This is a genomic window from Streptomyces sp. NPDC036984, from assembly GCF_055607665.1.
Genome location: NZ_JBVJRL010000045.1, coordinates 1 through 16,833, shown reverse-complemented (window position 1 = coordinate 16,833; position 16,833 = coordinate 1). Strand labels below are relative to the sequence as shown.

Genomic DNA, 16,833 nt, shown 5'->3' with positions numbered 1-16,833 from the left:
AGGGCGTGACCCGGCTCCGCTGCGGGATTCTGGCTACCTCCCCCACTGCATGATGGTGAGGGCCCTCCGGGCCACCTGGGCCCTGGTGGTGGATGCCGGGCAGGGGTCAAGCAAGGCGCGGGCCCGGAACGTGGCGGCGGCGAACTTTTCGGCAGTCAGAGCGTGCTGGATCTGCCTGAGGACTTCGGTGCATCCGGTCACGGTGGTGGGGTGGCTGATGGGGCCGGTGCACTGGCATTCGGCGGTGTGGTGGGCGGTGATTTTCGCGAGGCTTTCCGCGTGCAGGCTCTGTGCGATGCAGCCCCTGTGCCGGGAGAGGGGGCGCGGGATGCCGTCTCCGTTGCGGCCGCGCAGGTGGGACCAGAACCGCCTGCCGCGCCATCCGCACAGCATGCACCGCATGAGCCAGGGCTGGTCCGCTCCGGGGTAGCCGCGCAGCGGCTCCCAGCCCAGCTCTGCGAGACGGGCCATGGCCTCACTGGCGCGCACGTAGTTGGCCAGGCTGGGCTTCAGCTCGGGGGCAAGGTGGACCATGCTGGCCAGGGCGGTGCGGTCCAGGGCGGGGGCGTGGTCGGGGCCGACCTTGTGACCCCGGTCGAGGAGGGTGACCAGGTGGGCCGCAGCGGTGTAGCGGTCGCCGTGGCGCCACTCGGTACGGGTGCCTGACAGGTGGGTGAACCAGCCGCCGTGACGCCGGTAGACGTATCCGGCGGGGACTCCGTCGACCGTGACGGGGTAATGCCCTTCCTCGGTCCGCTGGCCGAGCTGGTAGCGCTGCTGCTTTTCCATTCGATTGTTTCCTTCGCTTTTTCGAACGCGGCGATATACGGCGTTCGGGTTGCTTTCGACTTGCCGGTCGGGTGCCACTCCCTTCCGGCAAGAGAAACAATACCGAATTCCGGCCCTGGAATCAAAGATCGCAGGCCGGAAAACAGCAGCTCGGAGGGCCTTTTTAATTTTCTTTTTTCTCGGCGTGGGTATTGCTGAATTCTGCTTTCCGGGGGTAGACGGGGCGGGGCGCGGCACCGGTCGACGTCGCGATGCCAGCGCAGCGGCATCGCTTCCCGGCGCGGCGCAGCAGCGTCGGCAAGGGGGCCCGGGGCCGCGCAGCGAGGGCAGCGCGCAGCGTTGCCCGGTGCCCGGAGCCCCCGCAGCGCGCGCAGAGGGGACCGCGCAGCGGTGCACTCGGCAGGGGCCGCGCAGCGAGGGCGGGAGCGCAGCGGACGCCCGGTGCCCCTGGCGCGCGGCAGACGGCGGCCGGTGCCGCGCCCCGCCCCGCCCACCCCCGGAAAAAAGGGGCTCTGCCGCGCCCGTGGCGCCCTGCTGCGCCCCAGTGCTCCCAGGGGCCGTCGAACGGCGCCTGAGGGCCGTAGGGGGCCTCTGAGGGCCTTTGCTGCGCCCCATGTGCCCCGGGGCGGATCCGCCGGAAGCGGGAGCGCTGGGTGTGCCGCGGAACGGGAGTTGAGGGCCAGTCCGCCCCGTAGACTGGTCGCGATAGCCCTTCGCGGCTTTCGACTGGCCGGCGCCCGTGCCACCCGCTCCCCGGAGCGGACTGAGGGCGCCGGCCTCTTGCGTCTCGACGCGGGTCCCCCGCCCCCGTACAGCCCCACCCTCACCCTCGGCCTAAAATCGAACTTGTGACCGATTCCGTGCCGTCCCGCCTCGCCCAGCTCCGTTTCCTGGAGCGGGTGCAGGTACGGGACCTGGAGCGGACGCGTAGATGGATCGCCGAGGAAGAGCGCCGCGAGGCCGAGCAGCGCCAGGGTGAACAGCGCCGGCCCCCGCCGCCCGAGTGGCTGATCGAGCACGGACTCAACCGGCACAACCTGGTGCGGGTGCATGCCGGCGAGTGCTGGCAGGCCGCGCAGAGCACCCGGGCCCGGGGCGTCACCCGCGCACAGGCCTTCCAGGCCCTCACTCAGGGCGTGCCCGCCTGCGGCCAGTGCCGCCCGGACACCGCCCTCGGACTGTTGGACACCTGACCCCCGACCACCGCGACCGTGGGCCGCGTTCGAACGCACGTGTCATGCCGTCGCTATCCTGCGGATGAGGACGGCGGCGTGCGCCGCCCGGAAGGAACACCCCGCGATGCCGACCGATACCCCTCCCCCGGTCACCGAGCCGGACCCGTCCGCACTGGTCTGCCCCGGCGATCTGATCGGCCCGTGTGCGGCCTGCCAGCGCAAGACGCACAAGTACGGGCGGGGTGGTCTGCCGCTGTGCCGGTGGTGCCTCGGCCCGGTACGGGAGACGTGGGGGCCGGCGGTGCGCTTCGTCGGCACGCGGGACTAACTGGCTCCCGGCCCGCATAGATTGGGTCCGCTCACGGTCGTACCGGCACGAGGGAGAGCAGATGACCGAGCAGCACGGCCAGGAGCAGCGCGGCGCACCACCACCCCCGCCTATGGCTCCTCCGATGCCGCCGATACCGCCCGCGCAGGCATCCGCAGAGTCACCGCTGGTGGCGTGGCTACGATTTCCGCGCCCTGCGGTAGAGCCGGGTATTTGGCGCTGCGGGTACACCCCTCGGGAACTCGAGGACCCCGACCGGGTGCCCGCGCGACAGTTGGCCGTCGGCGCGCTGGTGTCAGCGCTGGCGGGGTGGCTCTTGTGGTCGCTGCTGTGGAATGGCTACCTAGGCGACTACTGGATTTGGCCGCTTGTGCTGCTGACTCCTGACGACAAGTTCCAGTCGATGTACTTCGTCGTCGCAAGCTGGACCTACTACGCGGTTGTCTTCATCGGCATCGTGATCTTCTTCGGCCGTCTTGGGAACTGGCCTGAAGTGATCCGGCGGGCGCGGAAACGGCTTCAGGGACCGTCGACAGCGCTCGGTCAGCCCTCGCCTGCGCGGCCCCGTGATCCGCTGTCCGACCCTGCCCAGTGGCCGCAGATGCGGGCCGATGGCGCGGTCGCCGTGGCTGACCGGCTCACCACCGATCTGCACACCGGCCAGATGTCCGATGTGGACTATGCCCGGATCGCCCATGCATGGCGCTCCGGCCGGAACCGGGCAGAGATCACAAAAGAGGTGCTGGAGCGGGGTGCAGCCGCCTGTGTGCACGGCTCTGGGGCGCGGGATCTGCCGGGCCGGGTGGCCCTGCATGACCTCACGGTGAGTCAGGTGCGTCTCGGAGTCGGGGTAGACGACCCGGAGCGGCAGGCGCACGCGTACCGGGGCGCCGGTATCGCGCTGAGCCCGGACGTGCTGGGCACGTCGGCCGTGGTGGTGGGACCGTCGGACGTGGACACGGCTGCCCGGGTGGTGTACCCGGTGGTCGAGTCTCTGTGTCTCCAGGCGCTCACCGGTCAGGCGGCGGTCGTCGCGGTCTCCTCCTCGCGCGCGGCAACGCCGAGAGGCGCCTCCTTTGATGTCGTCATCAAGGCCGGCGACCCCACCGCGGAGTACTGCCTCGACCTATACGCAGGCCTTGACGACCCAGATGAAGCGGCGGGCTTGCTGGCGGAGGCTCTGATCGGTGACCTCTCGGAGTCGCTGCCGGGCAGTGACAGCCGTCGGGCCGCTACCGCCCTTGCCCAACTCTTGGGGGCGTGGCAAGCCGCGCACGGGCACCTGCCCGGGGTGGCGGACCTGCGGGACCTGGTGGACGACGCAGCCGTGCGTGGCGCCCTGCGGGACGATCTGGAGGCGCGGGGACTCACCTCGCAGATAAGGGAGCTGGAGGCGTACGAGCGGCGCTCAGCAGGCTCTGACGTGTTGGACGCACTGTCGAACCGGGTCGCCCTGCTGGACCGTCCCGCGTTCGACAGCCTGCTCTCCGTGCCGGGGCGTCCGGGTGGCCGGCGGGCAGTCTCCTTGCAGCACCTGGACCGCCCCGTGCGTGTCCGGGTGGACCTACCCGAGCGGGCGCACGCCGAGGCGTCCCGCGTCGTCGCCCGGCTGATCCTCGCCCAGTTCTGCCTGTGGGCGGCGGCCCGTGCCGATCGTGGCGTATTCGCTGGCCTGGTGGTGGACGACGCGGTGCAACTAGTCACGCCTCAGTCACTGCGCAGCCTCCAGCGGCTCCGCACGAGCAACGCGGGGGTGCTGCTGGCCCTGCGGTCGCTGGCCGACGTCCCGGAGTCCCTGCGTGATCCCCTGCTGGGCGTGGTGGGATGCCGGGTGGCGTGCGCGGGGCTGAGTCCCTGGGACGCGCAGCATTTCGCAGCGGCATGGGGGACAGAGTGGGTGGAGACCCGCACGGTCACGCATCGGCAGGTGCGCGCCGAGGAACCGCTGACCAAGGTGCTGCACGGCATCAGACGAGCGGTGACTGGGAAGCACGTCACCTCTGAGGCGGTGACCGTGAGGCGTGAGGAGCGGCAGCGGTGGTCGGCGTCCGCTCTGGCCAACGAGGTGTCTCCCGGACACGCCGTGATCTCATTCACCACAGTGGCAGGGGAACGGACTCCGCCTGTACTGACGAAACTTGACGGCTAGGCCAGTAAAAGGAGAGGGGCCGTGGCGAATCGCCACGGCCCCTCTTTTTTGCTGTCATGGGGTCATTTACCGTCAGGCTTCGGTTTGTTTCCAGTTCCGCGCGTGCCGTGAGTTGAGATGCCGTCAGCTACAGAATTGGTGCGGCCGTTCTTCGGCCCGCCCGATCCGCCGGTCCGATTCCCCCCACCGCCTTGGCGGGTGCCGTGCGTCTGGATTCCCTGCGCGACGATTCCCGCCGCCGAACCACCGACCCGCACGGCGGCGCGCCCGGCTCCCATTGTGGCGCGCATTGCCAGACCGGACGCAATGTCGTCGCCGTATCCGGGCACGAATCGGAAGATCATGATTCCGGCTGCGATAGCGATGATGAGGACGACGTTTCCGGCGACCAATACGGAGCCGGGGTCATTTCCCTGCGCGTTCACGAATGCCGACGAGACACCGAGAGCGACGACGATGATTGGCTTGATGAGAATTAGGGCGATCATGATTCCCGCCCACAGTCGTGTCTTCCGCCACAATGCGCGGTCCACCATTGCGGTGTAGACGATCAGACCGAGCAGCGCGCCGAGGTAGAGAGCGGCGGCCCTGAGCACCAACTCCAGGGCGATGATTCCGGCGGTCAGGATGGTGAGGGCGGCGACGACGATCAGGACAATCGGTCCGCCTCCGAGGCGGGATGCGTCCTTCCGGAGAGTTTCTGACATCGATTTGAAGAGCTGCGGCATGCCGCCGTCGGTTCCGCTCAGCGCGTCGGTCACCGCATCGGCCGCGCTCACAACGACATGCAGAATCAGCGGCGTGAAAGCGGACGCCATGACGGTTAGCCACAGCAGCCCGACGGCTTCCGAGAAAGCCGTAGTGAAAGGCACCCCCTTCATCGCCCGTTTCGCTACGGCGATGAGCCACACCACGATTGTGAGGATGCTGGAGGCCGCGAACACGATTGCGTACTGCTGGAGAAATGCGGTGCTGGTCAGGTCGACTGTTGCGGCGTGATCGAGCGCGTGCCCCATCTTGTCGACGGTCCAGGCGGCACCATCGGCCACCTGCTGGGCGAGGGAGCCCAGGGGATCGGTCAGGCTGGTCGGGCCCGACGTCGGCGACCGCCTTCCCTCACACAGCTCTTTCGCGGTGCCGACGACGTTGTCGCACGGACCGGCAGCTAGCAGCATCTCGGGTCCTCCTGAGTGGTGGTCACCTGATGGTCTCAGGCGCCCGGGTCGGGGTGGGTGCAAAACGGCCGAGCCCGGCGCCGGCCGTTCAGCCGATCAGGACGCAGGCCCCCCCGATCGGCCCCCCGTAGGCCCCTCTACGGCCGCGGAAGGGGGGTGGCCGCGGTTGATTGGATCCATTGGTTTCCGCAGGTCAGCAACGGTTTTCCCATTGGCGGGTGTACGGCGCTGATCGGCCTGCGGAGCCGATCAGCGCCGTACGCGAGCCGATCAACCATCCGATCCGGCAGCCGTGGTCACGGCGGCCTGGACGGCTGAGGCGTAGTAGCCGCGCGGCTCACCGGGCAGCTCCTTGATCTTCTCCGAGGACAGCTCTACGTCGTCCTCGCGCATTGCCCGCGCGAGCGCTTTGCCGACCTCACGGCGGCGATCCTGGTCCGTACGACCGTGCCACCGGTCCCAGCGCGTGACATCGTCCTTGATCAGGTAACTGTGCACCTGGTCCAGGGTCAGGAATTCTGGGTTGTCCTCCTGGACAAATGCCTGCGCGATGACACCCAGGACATGAGGCACATCCGGCTTATCGCTGTCAACAGATCCAATTCCCCCCGCTGAAGCGCTGCTCCGGCTCACGAGCTGACGCCATTCCTTGATCAGACCAGCCTCAGTCAGTGTGTAGGTGAGGTCGGGCAGACCGGCTTTCGCACGTTCCGCACCGACCCGCGCGGCATGTTCCGGTGTGATCTGCCGGATTTTGTAACGCAGGGGCCGCCTGGGAAGACCTGGCAGCCCTTTAGCGTAAACCTGCCCGGCATCGTTGATTTCGGTGTGGGTGGCAGGCTCCAACAGATCGGCGCGATATCCCTCGGCGACCGCTCCACCGCCCAACAATTCGGTAACATCCACCCGGCGGCAGGCTCCGAGCATTTTTCCCGAAAGTTTCGGGCCGATAGCATCCCCCAGATATTCCTTGGTACCCCACTGGGAAAAGCCGTAGACCCAGATAGCCTCTTTACGGCCGAGGATAAGCAGATTGATCAGCTTCTTTTTGTTCTTTTCGCTGAGTTGTGGCCACTCGTCCATGGACACGCAGATGGCGGGGTGCTCCCGGCTGACACGCCACTTGTCGCCCCACCCATACGCCTGCCGCTGCCGGGAACGAGCCGCACACCACTTCAGTAGGAAATCAAGAACGTCACCGATGAGGGCCTGGTCCATGCAGGCATTTAGCGTGATGGCGTCACCCAGAGCGCCGACCCCGGTTCCAACCGGGTCGATGTTGATCAGAGCAGCATCGGCGCACGAGGTGATTACCTCGGCGATCGCGAGGGAAATTCCACTCTTCCCGGACCCGGAGTCGCCCACCATGAGCAGCATGAGTCCGGCGAGAGTAAAAGCCATCTTGGAGGCGTCCATTCCGACGCCAAAATCAAACGGATCAATGATCGACCCGGACAGCGGCGCACGGTAGGGCGCGGGCCCCACCAGTTCCGGCGTGAAAGGGTCTTGGAGGAGCATGCGCATAGTGCAGGAGTCACCGGCCTCTGGATCAGTCTCAATCAGCAGACCGTTACGGCGGAGGCGGAGCAGCGTGATCAGGTTCCGGTACGTGTCGTCTCGGTTGAAATCATCCGGGCTGCCGCTCCTGACTCGCACACGCGCCGACCACCCCCACGGCTCCCGGTGTCCCTCGGTGATCTCGGCGATGTCCCCACCCACACGGACGACGGCGCGCCGCAGAGCCTCTACCGCCTCCTCGGAGGTCGTCGCGTCGGCGAGGGCATACGTCGGCAGATCCTCCTCCGCGTCCAGGACACCGGCAGAGGCCTGCGCGGGCAACGCCAGCTCGGGGCGCGCAAGCAGCTGCGCGGGGATCGGACGCTGTGTCAGAGTCGGCGGCCGGCGACCCAGCCACCACAGCACCGCCACGGCGGCAGGCAGCACCAGGAACAGCAACTGAGGCCGCACGACCAGCAGCGCGCCGAGAGCGGCGACCAGGACCATCAGTGCGATGAACCGCCGAGTGCTGCTCGCGCGGCGGGCGGCTTTGAGCTGGGCCGCGGTGGGCTCGACTGGTACGAACGGCACACGGGCCAGATCCTTCAGGGCAGCAGCGCGGCGCTTGCGCTCGTCCCGCAGGCCCTTGATCTCCTGCCGCTGCTCGGGAGTCCATCCCTCCTCCGCCCCGATCAGCTCCAGCTTGGTGATGCGGGCGTGTACCTCCTCGATCTCCTCGCGCGCACGCTCGCGTACCGCCTCGTACGCGGCGTACTGCCGCGCGACCAGATGCCGGCGGATCTCCTCGTCGCTCTGGTGAGCGGTGAGCAGCCGGTGCCGAATGCTGGCTCCGGCATGGCGGGCGCCGGAACCGACCTGCATCACGGCCGCACGAGCGATACCCGGGGCAGTGTCGGCGGCCTGATCCTCGGCGCCGGCCTCGGCGGTCTGGTCCTGGTCCTGGTCCTGATCCTCGTGTTCCTCGGCGAGTTCCGTCGTGGGGTCGTCGCTCATCTCGTGCTCTCCTGCGCGGGGCGTGTCGGGGAGTGGAACAGAGCGGCCCCGGACGGCAACCGTCCGGGGCCGCAGGGGGACGATCAGCTAAAGAAGGTCTGCTCGATGCTGATGTGGCCGATCCAGTTGATGAACGGCGTCAGGGTGACGGCGCCCAGAAACGGACCGAGCGTCAGACCTGTAGGGGCACCCCACGTCAACTCTCGCTTCGGCTTGCGCTTCGCCGACTTGAAGAGAACGACGAAGACGACGATCAGACCGAGCATGATGACCGCGCCGAACGGGGTAAGGGTGCCGAATTCCGCGGGCCGGGAGATCTGCACGTGCGTGGCACCGGTTCCTTTTTCCAGCGCGTAGTCACCGCCCTTTCCCACCCCGTTGCGCGCCCAGGTCATGATGGTGCCGATGACACCGCCCGCGCATGCGCCTGCCGCTGCGAAGGCGGTGGCAGAGAGCCCGAAAGGCCACAGCTCAGACCAGTTGCGCGTCTTGCTCTTGAAGTAAAAGACGCTCATGCGGCCCACCAGGATGAGGAATCCCACGGTGAACATGCCCAGAGTGACAACCTTCATTTTCTTCAGCCCCCTACGAGGAATGACGCGAGTCCGAACACGATGGCTACGGGCGTGTAGTACAGAAGCCCGATCGGCAGCCCCCAGGTGATAAGCCTGGTGGTCTTGCGCTCCACTCGCAGATGCCACCCGCCCACGATGGCGAACGCGAGGAAGGTGATCCCGAACGCGGTGGTGATCGGGAACCGCTGAAGCGTCAGGAACAGGGTCCAGGCGGGTCCGACAGACCAGATCGCGCGCTTGCACGCAATGCCGTTCTGGCTGTGCTTCACCCAGCCCGTGAACCAGGTGAAGTCCCAGTTCTTTTCCTTGGGCGGGGGCGGCGGGGTGGCGGCGTCGCGCAGGTACTCGGCGGCGGCCCGCATGTCGGCGGCGGCGTCCGCGAGCGCGCTGTCGTCGGGCTGCTGGCTCTGGTAGCCGCCGCCCTGTGGCGCCTGGGCGGCCCACCACGGGTCACTGCTGCTGCTCACTGCTGCCTCCCTGCTGCTGCGGTACCGACACCCAGCAGCCGCCACAGGTACGCGCGGACGCGCAGCTCGTCACCGCCAAGGGCCAGCAGCCACGGCCGGGCCGTGGCCGGCCACTGGCGGGGGGCGGGCAGGACGGTCCGGGTGTAGCCGCCGGGGTCGGTCGGTCGTCGGGTCATACTGTTACTGCCTCCTGCTATGTGACGTGCGGTCATATCTGGGAGGGCAGTCCGGCGGGGGCCCAATCCCCCGCCGGACCCGTCACAGGCCGGTCACAGCCCGTGAGCGTAATCGGTGGGTCAGACACCGGATGAGGTGAGTCCGGTTTCCATCGCGTGCAGCGGATCGGTCTGCGGGTTGTATCCGGACGCGATCAACCGGGCGGCCTCGTCCCGGTAGTTCGTGGCTGTGCTGTTGGCGATGTGCAGCCGGTTCTGGATCGTGGTGGTCGGGAACCGCAGGTGGTTCCCGCCCGCCTCGGCGATGATCATCCGGGCGACCCGGCGGATCTGCCGCTCACGGTCGTTCAGTCCGGCGGCTTCCTCAATGAGCGAGGCGCGCAAGTCCAGCTCGGCGGCGGCGGCGCGGGCCTCGGCGGCGGCCCGCCTGTCCTCCTCGGCGCGGGCCTCGGCGCGGGCCGCCTCGGCAGCGATCCGCCCCGCCTCGGCGGCCTGCTCGGCGGCGCGCATCTTGGCACGGGCAGCCTCGTCCGCGCGGCGGGCCTGCTCCTCCTCCAGCCGTACGGCCGCGTCATTGTCCTCGGCGGCCTTACGGCGCAGGGCGGCCGTGCGGGCGGTCTCCTCGGCCTGCTCCTCCGCCAGCGCCCGACGCTGCTCCTCGGTCGCGGCGCGCTCGGCGGCGGACTTCAGCGCGGCGGCCTCGATGGCGGCCACGTCGGCGTGGCCGGCCGCGCGGTGCTCGGCCGCGCGGCGCTCGGCCTCGGTCTGCGTCTTCAGCAGGTCCACCTCGGCCTGTGCCCGGATCTCCTCCTGCTCAGCGGCGAGCGTGGCCATGCGGTCGGCGTGCTCGCGGGCGCGGCGCTCGGCGGCTTCCTTGTGTGCGCGCTGCTGGTCGGCGCGCTCGCGGGCGGCGCGGCGCTCCTGTTCCTCGCTGCGCATCCGGTCGGGCAGGGCCAGCGCCTCGTCTACAGTCACGCCGTACGGGGCGAGCAGGTCAGGCAGGCGGTCCAGTACGGAGACCGCGCCATCCTGCAACCCCGCCTCGATCTCCTCGCGGTGCTCGATCCACACCCGATGAATGGCGCGCTTCTTCTCCAGCTCACGCACCACGTCGTAGGGGTAGCCCCACAGCTTCGCGCGCCGCCAGACCACCCAGGTACCACGTGGGTTCAACAGCCAGTGCTTGAGGGTGAGATGCCCGAGGCCACCCTCAAGCCGGGCAATCCGGGTGATGAAGTGGCGGGCCGCCTCGGTCAGCAGGACGTAGGCAACCGGCATCGCCGCGTGCATGAGGAGCCGCCCGGGGTCCGCCTGGGCTGCCTCCCACACCCCGGGCCTGCCCGGCATGCTGTCGACGGCGGCCAGCACGTTGAGCACGACCGTCACGGCCGTGACGGCGTGCGCCGCGAGCAGGAGCGACGGCTTGGGGATCCTGCGCCAGACGAGCACGAGATCGATCGAGTACAGGGCGATGATCAGTCCGTCGATGCCGATCGGGACCAGACGGCTGCCCCGGGGTCCGAAATCCCAGTTCCGCGCGGCGTCGACCAGCGTGTTGTACGAGAGGGCCATGCCCACCCCCGCCACGGCCAGACCGGCGACGACCGCCACGACCGCAATGGCCCACATGACCTGAGTGAGGCGGCGACGCGGTGCACGCGGAACGTCCGACTCGGCCGGCGCGGATTCCGCGTTGGCCGTCACGACGGTGTCGACCTCCACGGGGGCCGGGCTGTCGGGATGCGGCACCTCCGGGTGCCCGGTGCGGGGCGGGCTCGGATCGGTCATGGTCACGTGCTTTCCTCCGTGAGGGTCGGGACGTTGCGGGTCGCCTGGCGGCGATGGCGCCCCCGGGCCGGAGTCGATCCGGCAGCCTCGCGCCGTACTCCGGGGGCTGGTCGCTGGTGGCTCGCCCGCCCATCCTGCGGCGGGTGCGCTTCTGTGACCATGGGTTTGTCGGGTCAGGTGGTCCGTCCGCCCCCGATCCCGGCCTTCGCGGCGGCTGCCCGCTGAAGCGCGGCGGCAGCCTCGGAGGCCCTGCGGGCGGCTTCGTCGGCGGCTTCCTTGGCCCTGCGGGCGGCCTCGGCCTGCGCGCTGGTGTCGCTCATCGCGCCTCCCTCGGCTCACCGTTCCGAGGGGTGCCGGGGACCGGCTTGTCTTCCGCCGGGTACCAGCCACCGCGGCTCGCGCGGTACTCGGTGGGGGTGCCCTTGTCGGCGTACGGGCCGCCGGGCTTGGTGCTGATCGGTGTGCGGTTCCTCAGGCCCATGTCGACACCCCGTCCGTGTCGGCCTCGGGGCCGCGCTGGTCGTCCTCGGACACCAGCTGGTCCACGAGGGAGCGGAGGGAGCGGAGGGGGCGTTCGGGCTCATGCGCGCAGGTGGGCGCGCTGACGATACGATCCACGACGGATCGCCTCCTTTGGTCGCATCAAAGGCGGTCGGTCAAGGCCCTCGGCACGCGCTGCTCCAACAGCGCGGGGTGCTCCAACACCCTTGCCGGGGGCCGCCCCGTTTCCGGGACAGCACCACCATGACACAGAAAACACCGGCAGTGCAACCAGCACACCGGCAGTGTTTTTGGCTATGCTCTTCACCGTGACCGACACCCCAGACGAGGCGCCCGCAGGGCTGCCGGAAGAAGAGCAGGCGGCGGCGCTACGCGCTCTCAAAGAGGCCAGCGACCGGCGGGCCGCGCTGCTGGCGCAGGCCGAACAGATCCTCTTGACCGAGATCAAACCGGCGGCGGTGCGGGCCGCCCGCACGGGCGCCGGCCGTAGCCGGATCCGCGAACTGGCGCAGGTCGGGCCGTCGGTCTTGTACAGGTGGTTCGGCGAGGCAGGCATCCCCGTACGGGACAAACGCCCGCCATCACCCCCCACCCGGCGACGCTCAGGCCGCGATTCCCGCTGACGACGTTCGATGACGGGTAGCCGAGACTGGCCGCCACCAGGCGTAGTCTCACCAGCACCAAAAGTTAAAGGCCCACCGTTGTTCCGCTTGGGACTGGCATCCCGGAGCGGCGGCGGGCCGACCATGAGTAGGTCTCCGGCGAGTGTACCCATGGACACACTCGCCACGCGGCACTGCCGCAGGGGTCCAGAAAGGATCGGCCGGATGCCCGGCGAGCAGCACCCCACCACTCCCGAGGAGACACAGCCTGTAGAGCTGTATCCACCCGTTGATGACGATGGGTGGTACGCCTCACAGGTACGGGATTGGATCTCAGTTTGCCCCGATCTAAGCGAAGCGGCAGTCCGCCTCTACCTGATCCTGCGGGCGCTGGTGATCGACAAGCGCGGCCCCGTACGAAAGCTGACCCTCTGGGAGCTGTGCCACCTGATGCCCTCCAAAGGCGCGAAGAAGGGTGTCACGGCGTCCAGCGTGAGCCGCATCCGGAACCTGCTGCGGGAACTGACAGAGATCGGCCTGGTGACAACCCCAGAGGGACGCAAGCTCACCACATCGTCCCGCGCGCTGGCGGCGGGCCGGGGCCTGCGATTGCGGATCAACCTCATGCCAGTGAAGACGTACAGCGGCCCCCGCAACGTGTTCGCCGCTCTGGATGACATCAGGGATGCGGCGGCGGAGTCGGCACGGAAGGCGCGTGCGCGCGAGCTGGAGCTAGCTGCCCAGAACCGGGCGAACAGGGCGAAGGAGAGGGCGGGTCAGAATTCTGACCCGCATCCCCTGGGTCAGAATTCTGACCCGCTGGGTCAGAATTCTGACCCGCTGGGTCAGAATTCTGACCCGCATCTGGGGGTTGACCTGCAAGATCCCCAACCCCCGCTCAGTCTCTCCGCTCAGTCTTTCCGCTCAGACGCCGATGGGGGTTCCGTCCTTCCGTCCGTGCAGGTAGGAAACGCGCACGCAACGGACGGACGGACGGCGGTCAGCTCTCACGGTGGTCGGGCGGGGACACCGGCCGCGGCCGGGCAAGACGAGTCACCTGCGGTCGAGCGGGAGACCACGCCCGGCATGGAAGTACTCACCCGTGTGGGGCGAGCACACCCTGAATTGGCGCTCGCGGGCCGGGTGCTGCTGGACCAGGCGCGCGAGCTGGACGGGCGGATCGCGGACTCGGAGGCAGCGGGTGAGCCGTGGCGGCCGAGTGATCTGGTGACGATCCTGAGTGCGCCGCTGGACGGGCCTATCAGGGTCAGTGCAGGCGCAGTGATCGCAGCACGGATCCGGCAGCTACCGCGCACGCCACGCACGGCCATGGTGCCGGTACAAACCTCGGCTCCGGAACCGCCCGCTGCCCCCTTGCCCTTGGCGGCGGCCACTGCCGTTCGCCGTTCGGGCGCGGAGTGCCCAGGGCTACCGGGTGAGGAGTTCTGCGGCGCCTCCGCCGGGACAGATGGTCTCTGCGGCTCCTGCGCGAGCGTGCGCAACGGGGTGCCAGAGCCCGAGTGCGCACGGCCCGGGTGCAGCCACCGGGTGGCGCGAGAGGGGCTGACCTGCTTCGGGTGCCGGAACGCGGACCCGGATGACGACGCCCACAAGTGCCCGGGACTCGACGGGTCGGGCTGCGGTCGGCAGGTTCAGCCTGGCATGGACCTCTGCGGGCGCCACATCATCGCGGCAGCGCAGCAACGGGACCGGGTGATCGCCGAGTTCGAGCATGAGCGTGACTTGGCGGTGGCGGCAGCGAAGGCGGCAGAGAAAGCCCAGCTTTAGCCAATCTGCGCCCCTGAGCGCGCCCGTGGGCGCCGATCACCCCTACACCGGGAAATCCCCTGCCGGATGGAGAGATCGGCGCCCACAGCGCCGTATAGGGCTTCTAGAGGGCAGAGGGAAGGGAACTCAGCGCGGTATCCCAGGCGTAGGCATCGATGTTGCCCGGGGCACGGCCGTGCCTCGCACGGGTGATCTCCAACCTCGCGCCGTAACAGCCGCTCGAAGGTGCGGGTTTGGCGGGCATGAGACGACTGATCCTCGCGGCCGCGGCCGCTGCCCTGACCAGTACGGCCGTGGCCATCCCGCAGGCCTCGGCCGGCACCCCCGAGCAGACGCCGACATCGTCGGCGCGGACCGACTTCAGCAGATGCGGCTACGAGGTCACCGACGCCGTACGGCTAAGGACCGGACCGGGGACCCGCTACACCGCCCTCGGCTTGCTCCAGCGAGGCGACTCGGTGTATGCCTCCCAGGCCCGGGGCGACTGGTACCGGGTCCGCTTGGCCTACGACTCCGGCAGCGCGTCCGGCACCCGCAAGTCGGCAGGGCTGCGCGAGGGCACTACGGGATGGGTGGTCAAGCGGGCGCTACGGGCGAGCGTCTGCACACAGATTGACTGAGCCAGATGCGGGGCCGGACCGGCGGATGTCCCGCCCCGCACCGTGAACCCTAGCCGCGCACACCTCCTGAGAGGAGGCGCGGAGCCGCGCCCGCAGCCTAGCCGTGAGCGCGCGCCAGCTGGCTCACGCGCCCGCCACGCTGCGCACCACCCATGAAGTACCAGTTCAAAGGGCTGTGACGGCACGCCGTTATGCCGTATCGCCGTCGCGACGGCGATACGGCGTACCGTCTACGGCCATGACGATGACGCGAGACGCGATGCTCAACCAGAAAGGCGGCGTCGCGAAAACCACCACCACCATGCACCTAGGGGGCACCCTCGCGGCGGCCGGCCGCCGGGTGCTGCTGGTCGACCTGGACCCGCAGGGGAACTTGACCACGGGCCTTGGCATGCCGCGCCTGGACCACCGGGAAGAGTTCACCCTCACGCAAGCCATGCTCAAGGACACCAGCCGAGAGGAAGCTCAGTCCCTCGTACGCAAGCACAGCGAGAACCTGTGGGTGATCCCCAGCGCCCTGGACATGTTCACGCTCGCCCGCGGGCTGTATGCCACGCGCTCCAAGGAACACCGGCTTGAGTGGGTACTGGAGCACCTAGACGACGACTACGACCACTGCATCGTGGATTGCCGCCCGGCTCTGGAAGTCGACACCGACAATGTCATCGTGTGGGCCGACCACGCCATAATCCCTATGGACGTCGATACATTCGCTATCGATGCTCTGAAACTCTTCCTTGGACAAACCAAAAGCCTCGTCCAGGAAACACGCACCAACGCGCCGAAATATCGGGGCATCGTCATCAACCGAATCGACCGCCCTTTCAGCCAGTTCAACCAGACGGTCTACGAAGCAATTCACGCGCTCCCGCTCCCCGTCCTCGGAGAGATTCCCTTGCGGACCGCCGTAACAGAATCCAAGCACTACGGAAAGACTCTTCCGCAGTACGCGCCGAAATCAGATGTCGCGGGGATGTTCAAAAGTCTCGCCATTAACGCAGGTTTCCTCGACGGTGAGGAACGCGCCGCATGACAAAGAACTTCGAGCCCATTAACACCGGAGACGTAGACGCTCTATTGGACGGCCTGAGCGACCGGTTCGCCGATACCCCAGAGCCTCCGCCTCGGGCTGACGGCAGAACGGCTCGACGGCACAACGGCATGACGGCACAACGGCATGACGGCACAGGCAAGAGACCGACCCGCAGTAAGTACACGCTGCTCCTGGAGCAAGAAGACGCCTTGGCCTTCGACTCCCTCGCCCTAGCCATGCGCCGCCGCCTCGGCCGCGCAGTTGACAAGAGCGAAGTGGTCCGCGCCCTGATCCACCTTGCGACGGAGCGCGACGACATAAGCCAAGACGTGGCCACCCTACTCGGCGCTCCGGAACCGCAGGGCGACAGTTAGGCCTGGTAGAGCCCCTGTGACGGCACAACGGCAAGACGGCATGCCGTACCGCCGTTGAGTCGTCACAGGGGCAGGCGACCAGCCGTGCACCCCCGAGCCGCCGGCCTCGCCCCGCGGCCGTTCCCGAGACGTCCTCATGCCCCACCGAGCCCACCGCCGCGCCCCCGAGGCCGACCCCCGGCCTCCAGAGACGGCCTCTGGGGCGCCCGAGACCGCTCCTCGGCCGCCCGAGGGCCTCGCCTGCGGCCCCGAGACAGCCCAGTGCGGCATCGAGTGCACCACTACCGAAACCGAGAAGCACAGTCCCACCATCTCCCTCGCGGAGAGGTAATAAGGAATGCCATCGAGGCGATTATGATCTCTCCGAGATGGGCCATTTAGGGAGAGCGCTCCGTACCCCCGGGAAGGCTGATATACGGTATCCCCATGAGCAATGATGAGCGGGGCTCGGAAGACTCGGTAACCGAAGCGAAGGCGCGCCGTGCGCTAGCAATCTGCGATAACTGCGGAGAAGCATGCGGAGACTCATACTGCGGGAAATGCCCGCACTGCGGGGGAGAACTGGAAGAGGGATATGTCTGGCCTAACCCGTGTATGAAATGCCGTCTTGAAATGCAGAGGAAGCAGGCCCGCGATCCCCTACCATTCGATCTCTAGAAGCGGACCCGCTAAGCACTCGGCTTAGCGCCGGGACCGCCCTGCGGGGAAGGAGATGCACGCATCTCGCGCCTGGCCAGGTAGCCACCCCCAGTGCCCTCGCCCCTCGGGGAGCGGGCCCGTAC

18 protein-coding genes are annotated in these 16,833 nt (G+C 68.4%); 8 read left to right on the top strand and 10 right to left on the bottom strand.

Annotation, left to right across the window (positions count from 1 at the left end; genetic code table 11):
• Positions 1 to 33: 33 nt before the first annotated feature.
• Positions 34 to 789 carry a hypothetical protein gene (locus ACZ7DL_RS38360; protein ID WP_470781620.1) on the bottom strand — a complete coding sequence of 252 codons (756 nt, stop codon included), beginning with the start codon at positions 787 to 789 and terminating at the stop codon, positions 34 to 36.
• An 848-nt stretch (positions 790 to 1,637) separates the two neighbouring features.
• Between ACZ7DL_RS38360 and ACZ7DL_RS38355 the strand changes: the two genes are divergently transcribed.
• From ACZ7DL_RS38355 to ACZ7DL_RS38345, 3 genes are all read left to right on the top strand, one after another.
• Complete coding sequence (locus tag ACZ7DL_RS38355; RefSeq protein WP_470781618.1) at positions 1,638 to 1,982, top strand: DUF6233 domain-containing protein; 345 nt, start codon at positions 1,638 to 1,640, stop codon at positions 1,980 to 1,982.
• 106 nt (positions 1,983 to 2,088) lie between these two features.
• Entirely contained in the window at positions 2,089 to 2,292 is a 204-nt protein-coding gene (locus ACZ7DL_RS38350; protein WP_470781616.1) for a hypothetical protein, read from the top strand.
• Positions 2,293 to 2,353: 61 nt separating this feature from the next.
• Positions 2,354 to 4,441 carry an ATP-binding protein gene (locus ACZ7DL_RS38345; protein ID WP_470781614.1) on the top strand — a complete coding sequence of 696 codons (2,088 nt, stop codon included), beginning with the start codon at positions 2,354 to 2,356 and terminating at the stop codon, positions 4,439 to 4,441.
• Positions 4,442 to 4,503: 62 nt separating this feature from the next.
• Here ACZ7DL_RS38345 and ACZ7DL_RS38340 read toward each other — a convergent pair whose 3' ends face one another.
• The 9 genes from ACZ7DL_RS38340 to ACZ7DL_RS38300 all read right to left on the bottom strand — a co-directional run bounded on the left by ACZ7DL_RS38340 (position 4,504) and on the right by ACZ7DL_RS38300 (position 11,751).
• Entirely contained in the window at positions 4,504 to 5,616 is a 1,113-nt protein-coding gene (locus tag ACZ7DL_RS38340; RefSeq protein WP_470781612.1) for a hypothetical protein, read from the bottom strand.
• A gap of 270 nt (positions 5,617 to 5,886) precedes the next feature.
• A complete protein-coding gene (locus tag ACZ7DL_RS38335) occupies positions 5,887 to 8,127 on the bottom strand; it encodes a hypothetical protein (protein WP_470781610.1) in 2,241 nt (746 codons plus the stop codon).
• An 83-nt stretch (positions 8,128 to 8,210) separates the two neighbouring features.
• Positions 8,211 to 8,699 carry a hypothetical protein gene (locus ACZ7DL_RS38330; RefSeq protein WP_470781608.1) on the bottom strand — a complete coding sequence of 163 codons (489 nt, stop codon included), beginning with the start codon at positions 8,697 to 8,699 and terminating at the stop codon, positions 8,211 to 8,213.
• Between the two features lie 5 nt (positions 8,700 to 8,704).
• On the bottom strand, positions 8,705 to 9,169 hold the full coding sequence (locus ACZ7DL_RS38325) for a hypothetical protein (RefSeq protein WP_470781607.1): 465 nt from the start codon (positions 9,167 to 9,169) through the stop codon (positions 8,705 to 8,707).
• Entirely contained in the window at positions 9,166 to 9,345 is a 180-nt protein-coding gene (locus ACZ7DL_RS38320; RefSeq protein WP_470781605.1) for a hypothetical protein, read from the bottom strand. Before ACZ7DL_RS38320 ends, ACZ7DL_RS38325 begins: the two co-directional genes overlap by 4 nt.
• Positions 9,346 to 9,465: 120 nt before the next feature.
• A complete protein-coding gene (locus tag ACZ7DL_RS38315; protein WP_470781603.1) occupies positions 9,466 to 11,133 on the bottom strand; it encodes a DUF2637 domain-containing protein in 1,668 nt (555 codons plus the stop codon).
• 173 nt (positions 11,134 to 11,306) lie between these two features.
• Positions 11,307 to 11,453: a hypothetical protein gene (locus tag ACZ7DL_RS38310; RefSeq protein WP_470781601.1), complete on the bottom strand. Its 147-nt coding sequence runs from the start codon at positions 11,451 to 11,453 to the stop codon at positions 11,307 to 11,309.
• On the bottom strand, positions 11,450 to 11,614 hold the full coding sequence (locus ACZ7DL_RS38305) for a hypothetical protein (protein ID WP_470781599.1): 165 nt from the start codon (positions 11,612 to 11,614) through the stop codon (positions 11,450 to 11,452). The genes ACZ7DL_RS38310 and ACZ7DL_RS38305 overlap by 4 nt, the downstream gene beginning before the upstream one ends.
• Entirely contained in the window at positions 11,605 to 11,751 is a 147-nt protein-coding gene (locus tag ACZ7DL_RS38300; RefSeq protein ID WP_470781598.1) for a hypothetical protein, read from the bottom strand. The genes ACZ7DL_RS38305 and ACZ7DL_RS38300 overlap by 10 nt, the downstream gene beginning before the upstream one ends.
• Before the next feature lie 191 nt (positions 11,752 to 11,942).
• On the opposite strand from ACZ7DL_RS38300, the gene ACZ7DL_RS38295 reads away from it, so the two are divergent.
• The 5 genes from ACZ7DL_RS38295 (at position 11,943) to ACZ7DL_RS38275 (ending at position 16,051) form a co-directional block, all read left to right on the top strand.
• The gene (locus ACZ7DL_RS38295) at positions 11,943 to 12,257 is read left to right on the top strand and encodes a hypothetical protein (RefSeq protein ID WP_470781597.1); all 315 of its coding nucleotides are present in this window, start codon (positions 11,943 to 11,945) and stop codon (positions 12,255 to 12,257) included.
• 204 nt (positions 12,258 to 12,461) lie between these two features.
• Positions 12,462 to 14,024 (top strand): eS19 family ribosomal protein, encoded by a 1,563-nt coding sequence (locus tag ACZ7DL_RS38290; RefSeq protein WP_470781595.1) that lies wholly within the window; start codon positions 12,462 to 12,464, stop codon positions 14,022 to 14,024.
• A gap of 242 nt (positions 14,025 to 14,266) precedes the next feature.
• Complete coding sequence (locus ACZ7DL_RS38285) at positions 14,267 to 14,644, top strand: SH3 domain-containing protein (protein WP_470781594.1); 378 nt, start codon at positions 14,267 to 14,269, stop codon at positions 14,642 to 14,644.
• Positions 14,645 to 14,882: 238 nt separating this feature from the next.
• On the top strand, positions 14,883 to 15,677 hold the full coding sequence (locus tag ACZ7DL_RS38280; RefSeq protein ID WP_470781593.1) for a ParA family protein: 795 nt from the start codon (positions 14,883 to 14,885) through the stop codon (positions 15,675 to 15,677).
• The gene (locus tag ACZ7DL_RS38275) at positions 15,674 to 16,051 is read left to right on the top strand and encodes a hypothetical protein (protein ID WP_470781591.1); all 378 of its coding nucleotides are present in this window, start codon (positions 15,674 to 15,676) and stop codon (positions 16,049 to 16,051) included. The genes ACZ7DL_RS38280 and ACZ7DL_RS38275 overlap by 4 nt, the downstream gene beginning before the upstream one ends.
• Positions 16,052 to 16,833: the final 782 nt, after the last annotated feature.

Excerpts from the sequence above, each read along its gene's own strand:
- ACZ7DL_RS38360 (WP_470781620.1), bottom strand. The coding sequence starts at position 789 with ATGGAAAAGCAGCAGCGCTACCAGCTCGGCCAGCGGACCGAGGAAGGG.
- ACZ7DL_RS38350 (WP_470781616.1), top strand. The coding sequence starts at position 2,089 with ATGCCGACCGATACCCCTCCCCCGGTCACCGAGCCGGACCCGTCCGCA.
- ACZ7DL_RS38345 (WP_470781614.1), top strand. The coding sequence starts at position 2,354 with ATGACCGAGCAGCACGGCCAGGAGCAGCGCGGCGCACCACCACCCCCG.
- ACZ7DL_RS38340 (WP_470781612.1), bottom strand. The coding sequence starts at position 5,616 with ATGCTGCTAGCTGCCGGTCCGTGCGACAACGTCGTCGGCACCGCGAAA.
- ACZ7DL_RS38335 (WP_470781610.1), bottom strand. The coding sequence starts at position 8,127 with ATGAGCGACGACCCCACGACGGAACTCGCCGAGGAACACGAGGATCAG.
- ACZ7DL_RS38330 (WP_470781608.1), bottom strand. The coding sequence starts at position 8,699 with ATGAAGGTTGTCACTCTGGGCATGTTCACCGTGGGATTCCTCATCCTG.
- ACZ7DL_RS38320 (WP_470781605.1), bottom strand. The coding sequence starts at position 9,345 with ATGACCCGACGACCGACCGACCCCGGCGGCTACACCCGGACCGTCCTG.
- ACZ7DL_RS38315 (WP_470781603.1), bottom strand. The coding sequence starts at position 11,133 with ATGACCGATCCGAGCCCGCCCCGCACCGGGCACCCGGAGGTGCCGCAT.
- ACZ7DL_RS38310 (WP_470781601.1), bottom strand. The coding sequence starts at position 11,453 with ATGAGCGACACCAGCGCGCAGGCCGAGGCCGCCCGCAGGGCCAAGGAA.
- ACZ7DL_RS38305 (WP_470781599.1), bottom strand. The coding sequence starts at position 11,614 with ATGGGCCTGAGGAACCGCACACCGATCAGCACCAAGCCCGGCGGCCCG.
- ACZ7DL_RS38290 (WP_470781595.1), top strand. The coding sequence starts at position 12,462 with ATGCCCGGCGAGCAGCACCCCACCACTCCCGAGGAGACACAGCCTGTA.
- ACZ7DL_RS38285 (WP_470781594.1), top strand. The coding sequence starts at position 14,267 with ATGAGACGACTGATCCTCGCGGCCGCGGCCGCTGCCCTGACCAGTACG.
- ACZ7DL_RS38280 (WP_470781593.1), top strand. The coding sequence starts at position 14,883 with ATGACGATGACGCGAGACGCGATGCTCAACCAGAAAGGCGGCGTCGCG.
- ACZ7DL_RS38275 (WP_470781591.1), top strand. The coding sequence starts at position 15,674 with ATGACAAAGAACTTCGAGCCCATTAACACCGGAGACGTAGACGCTCTA.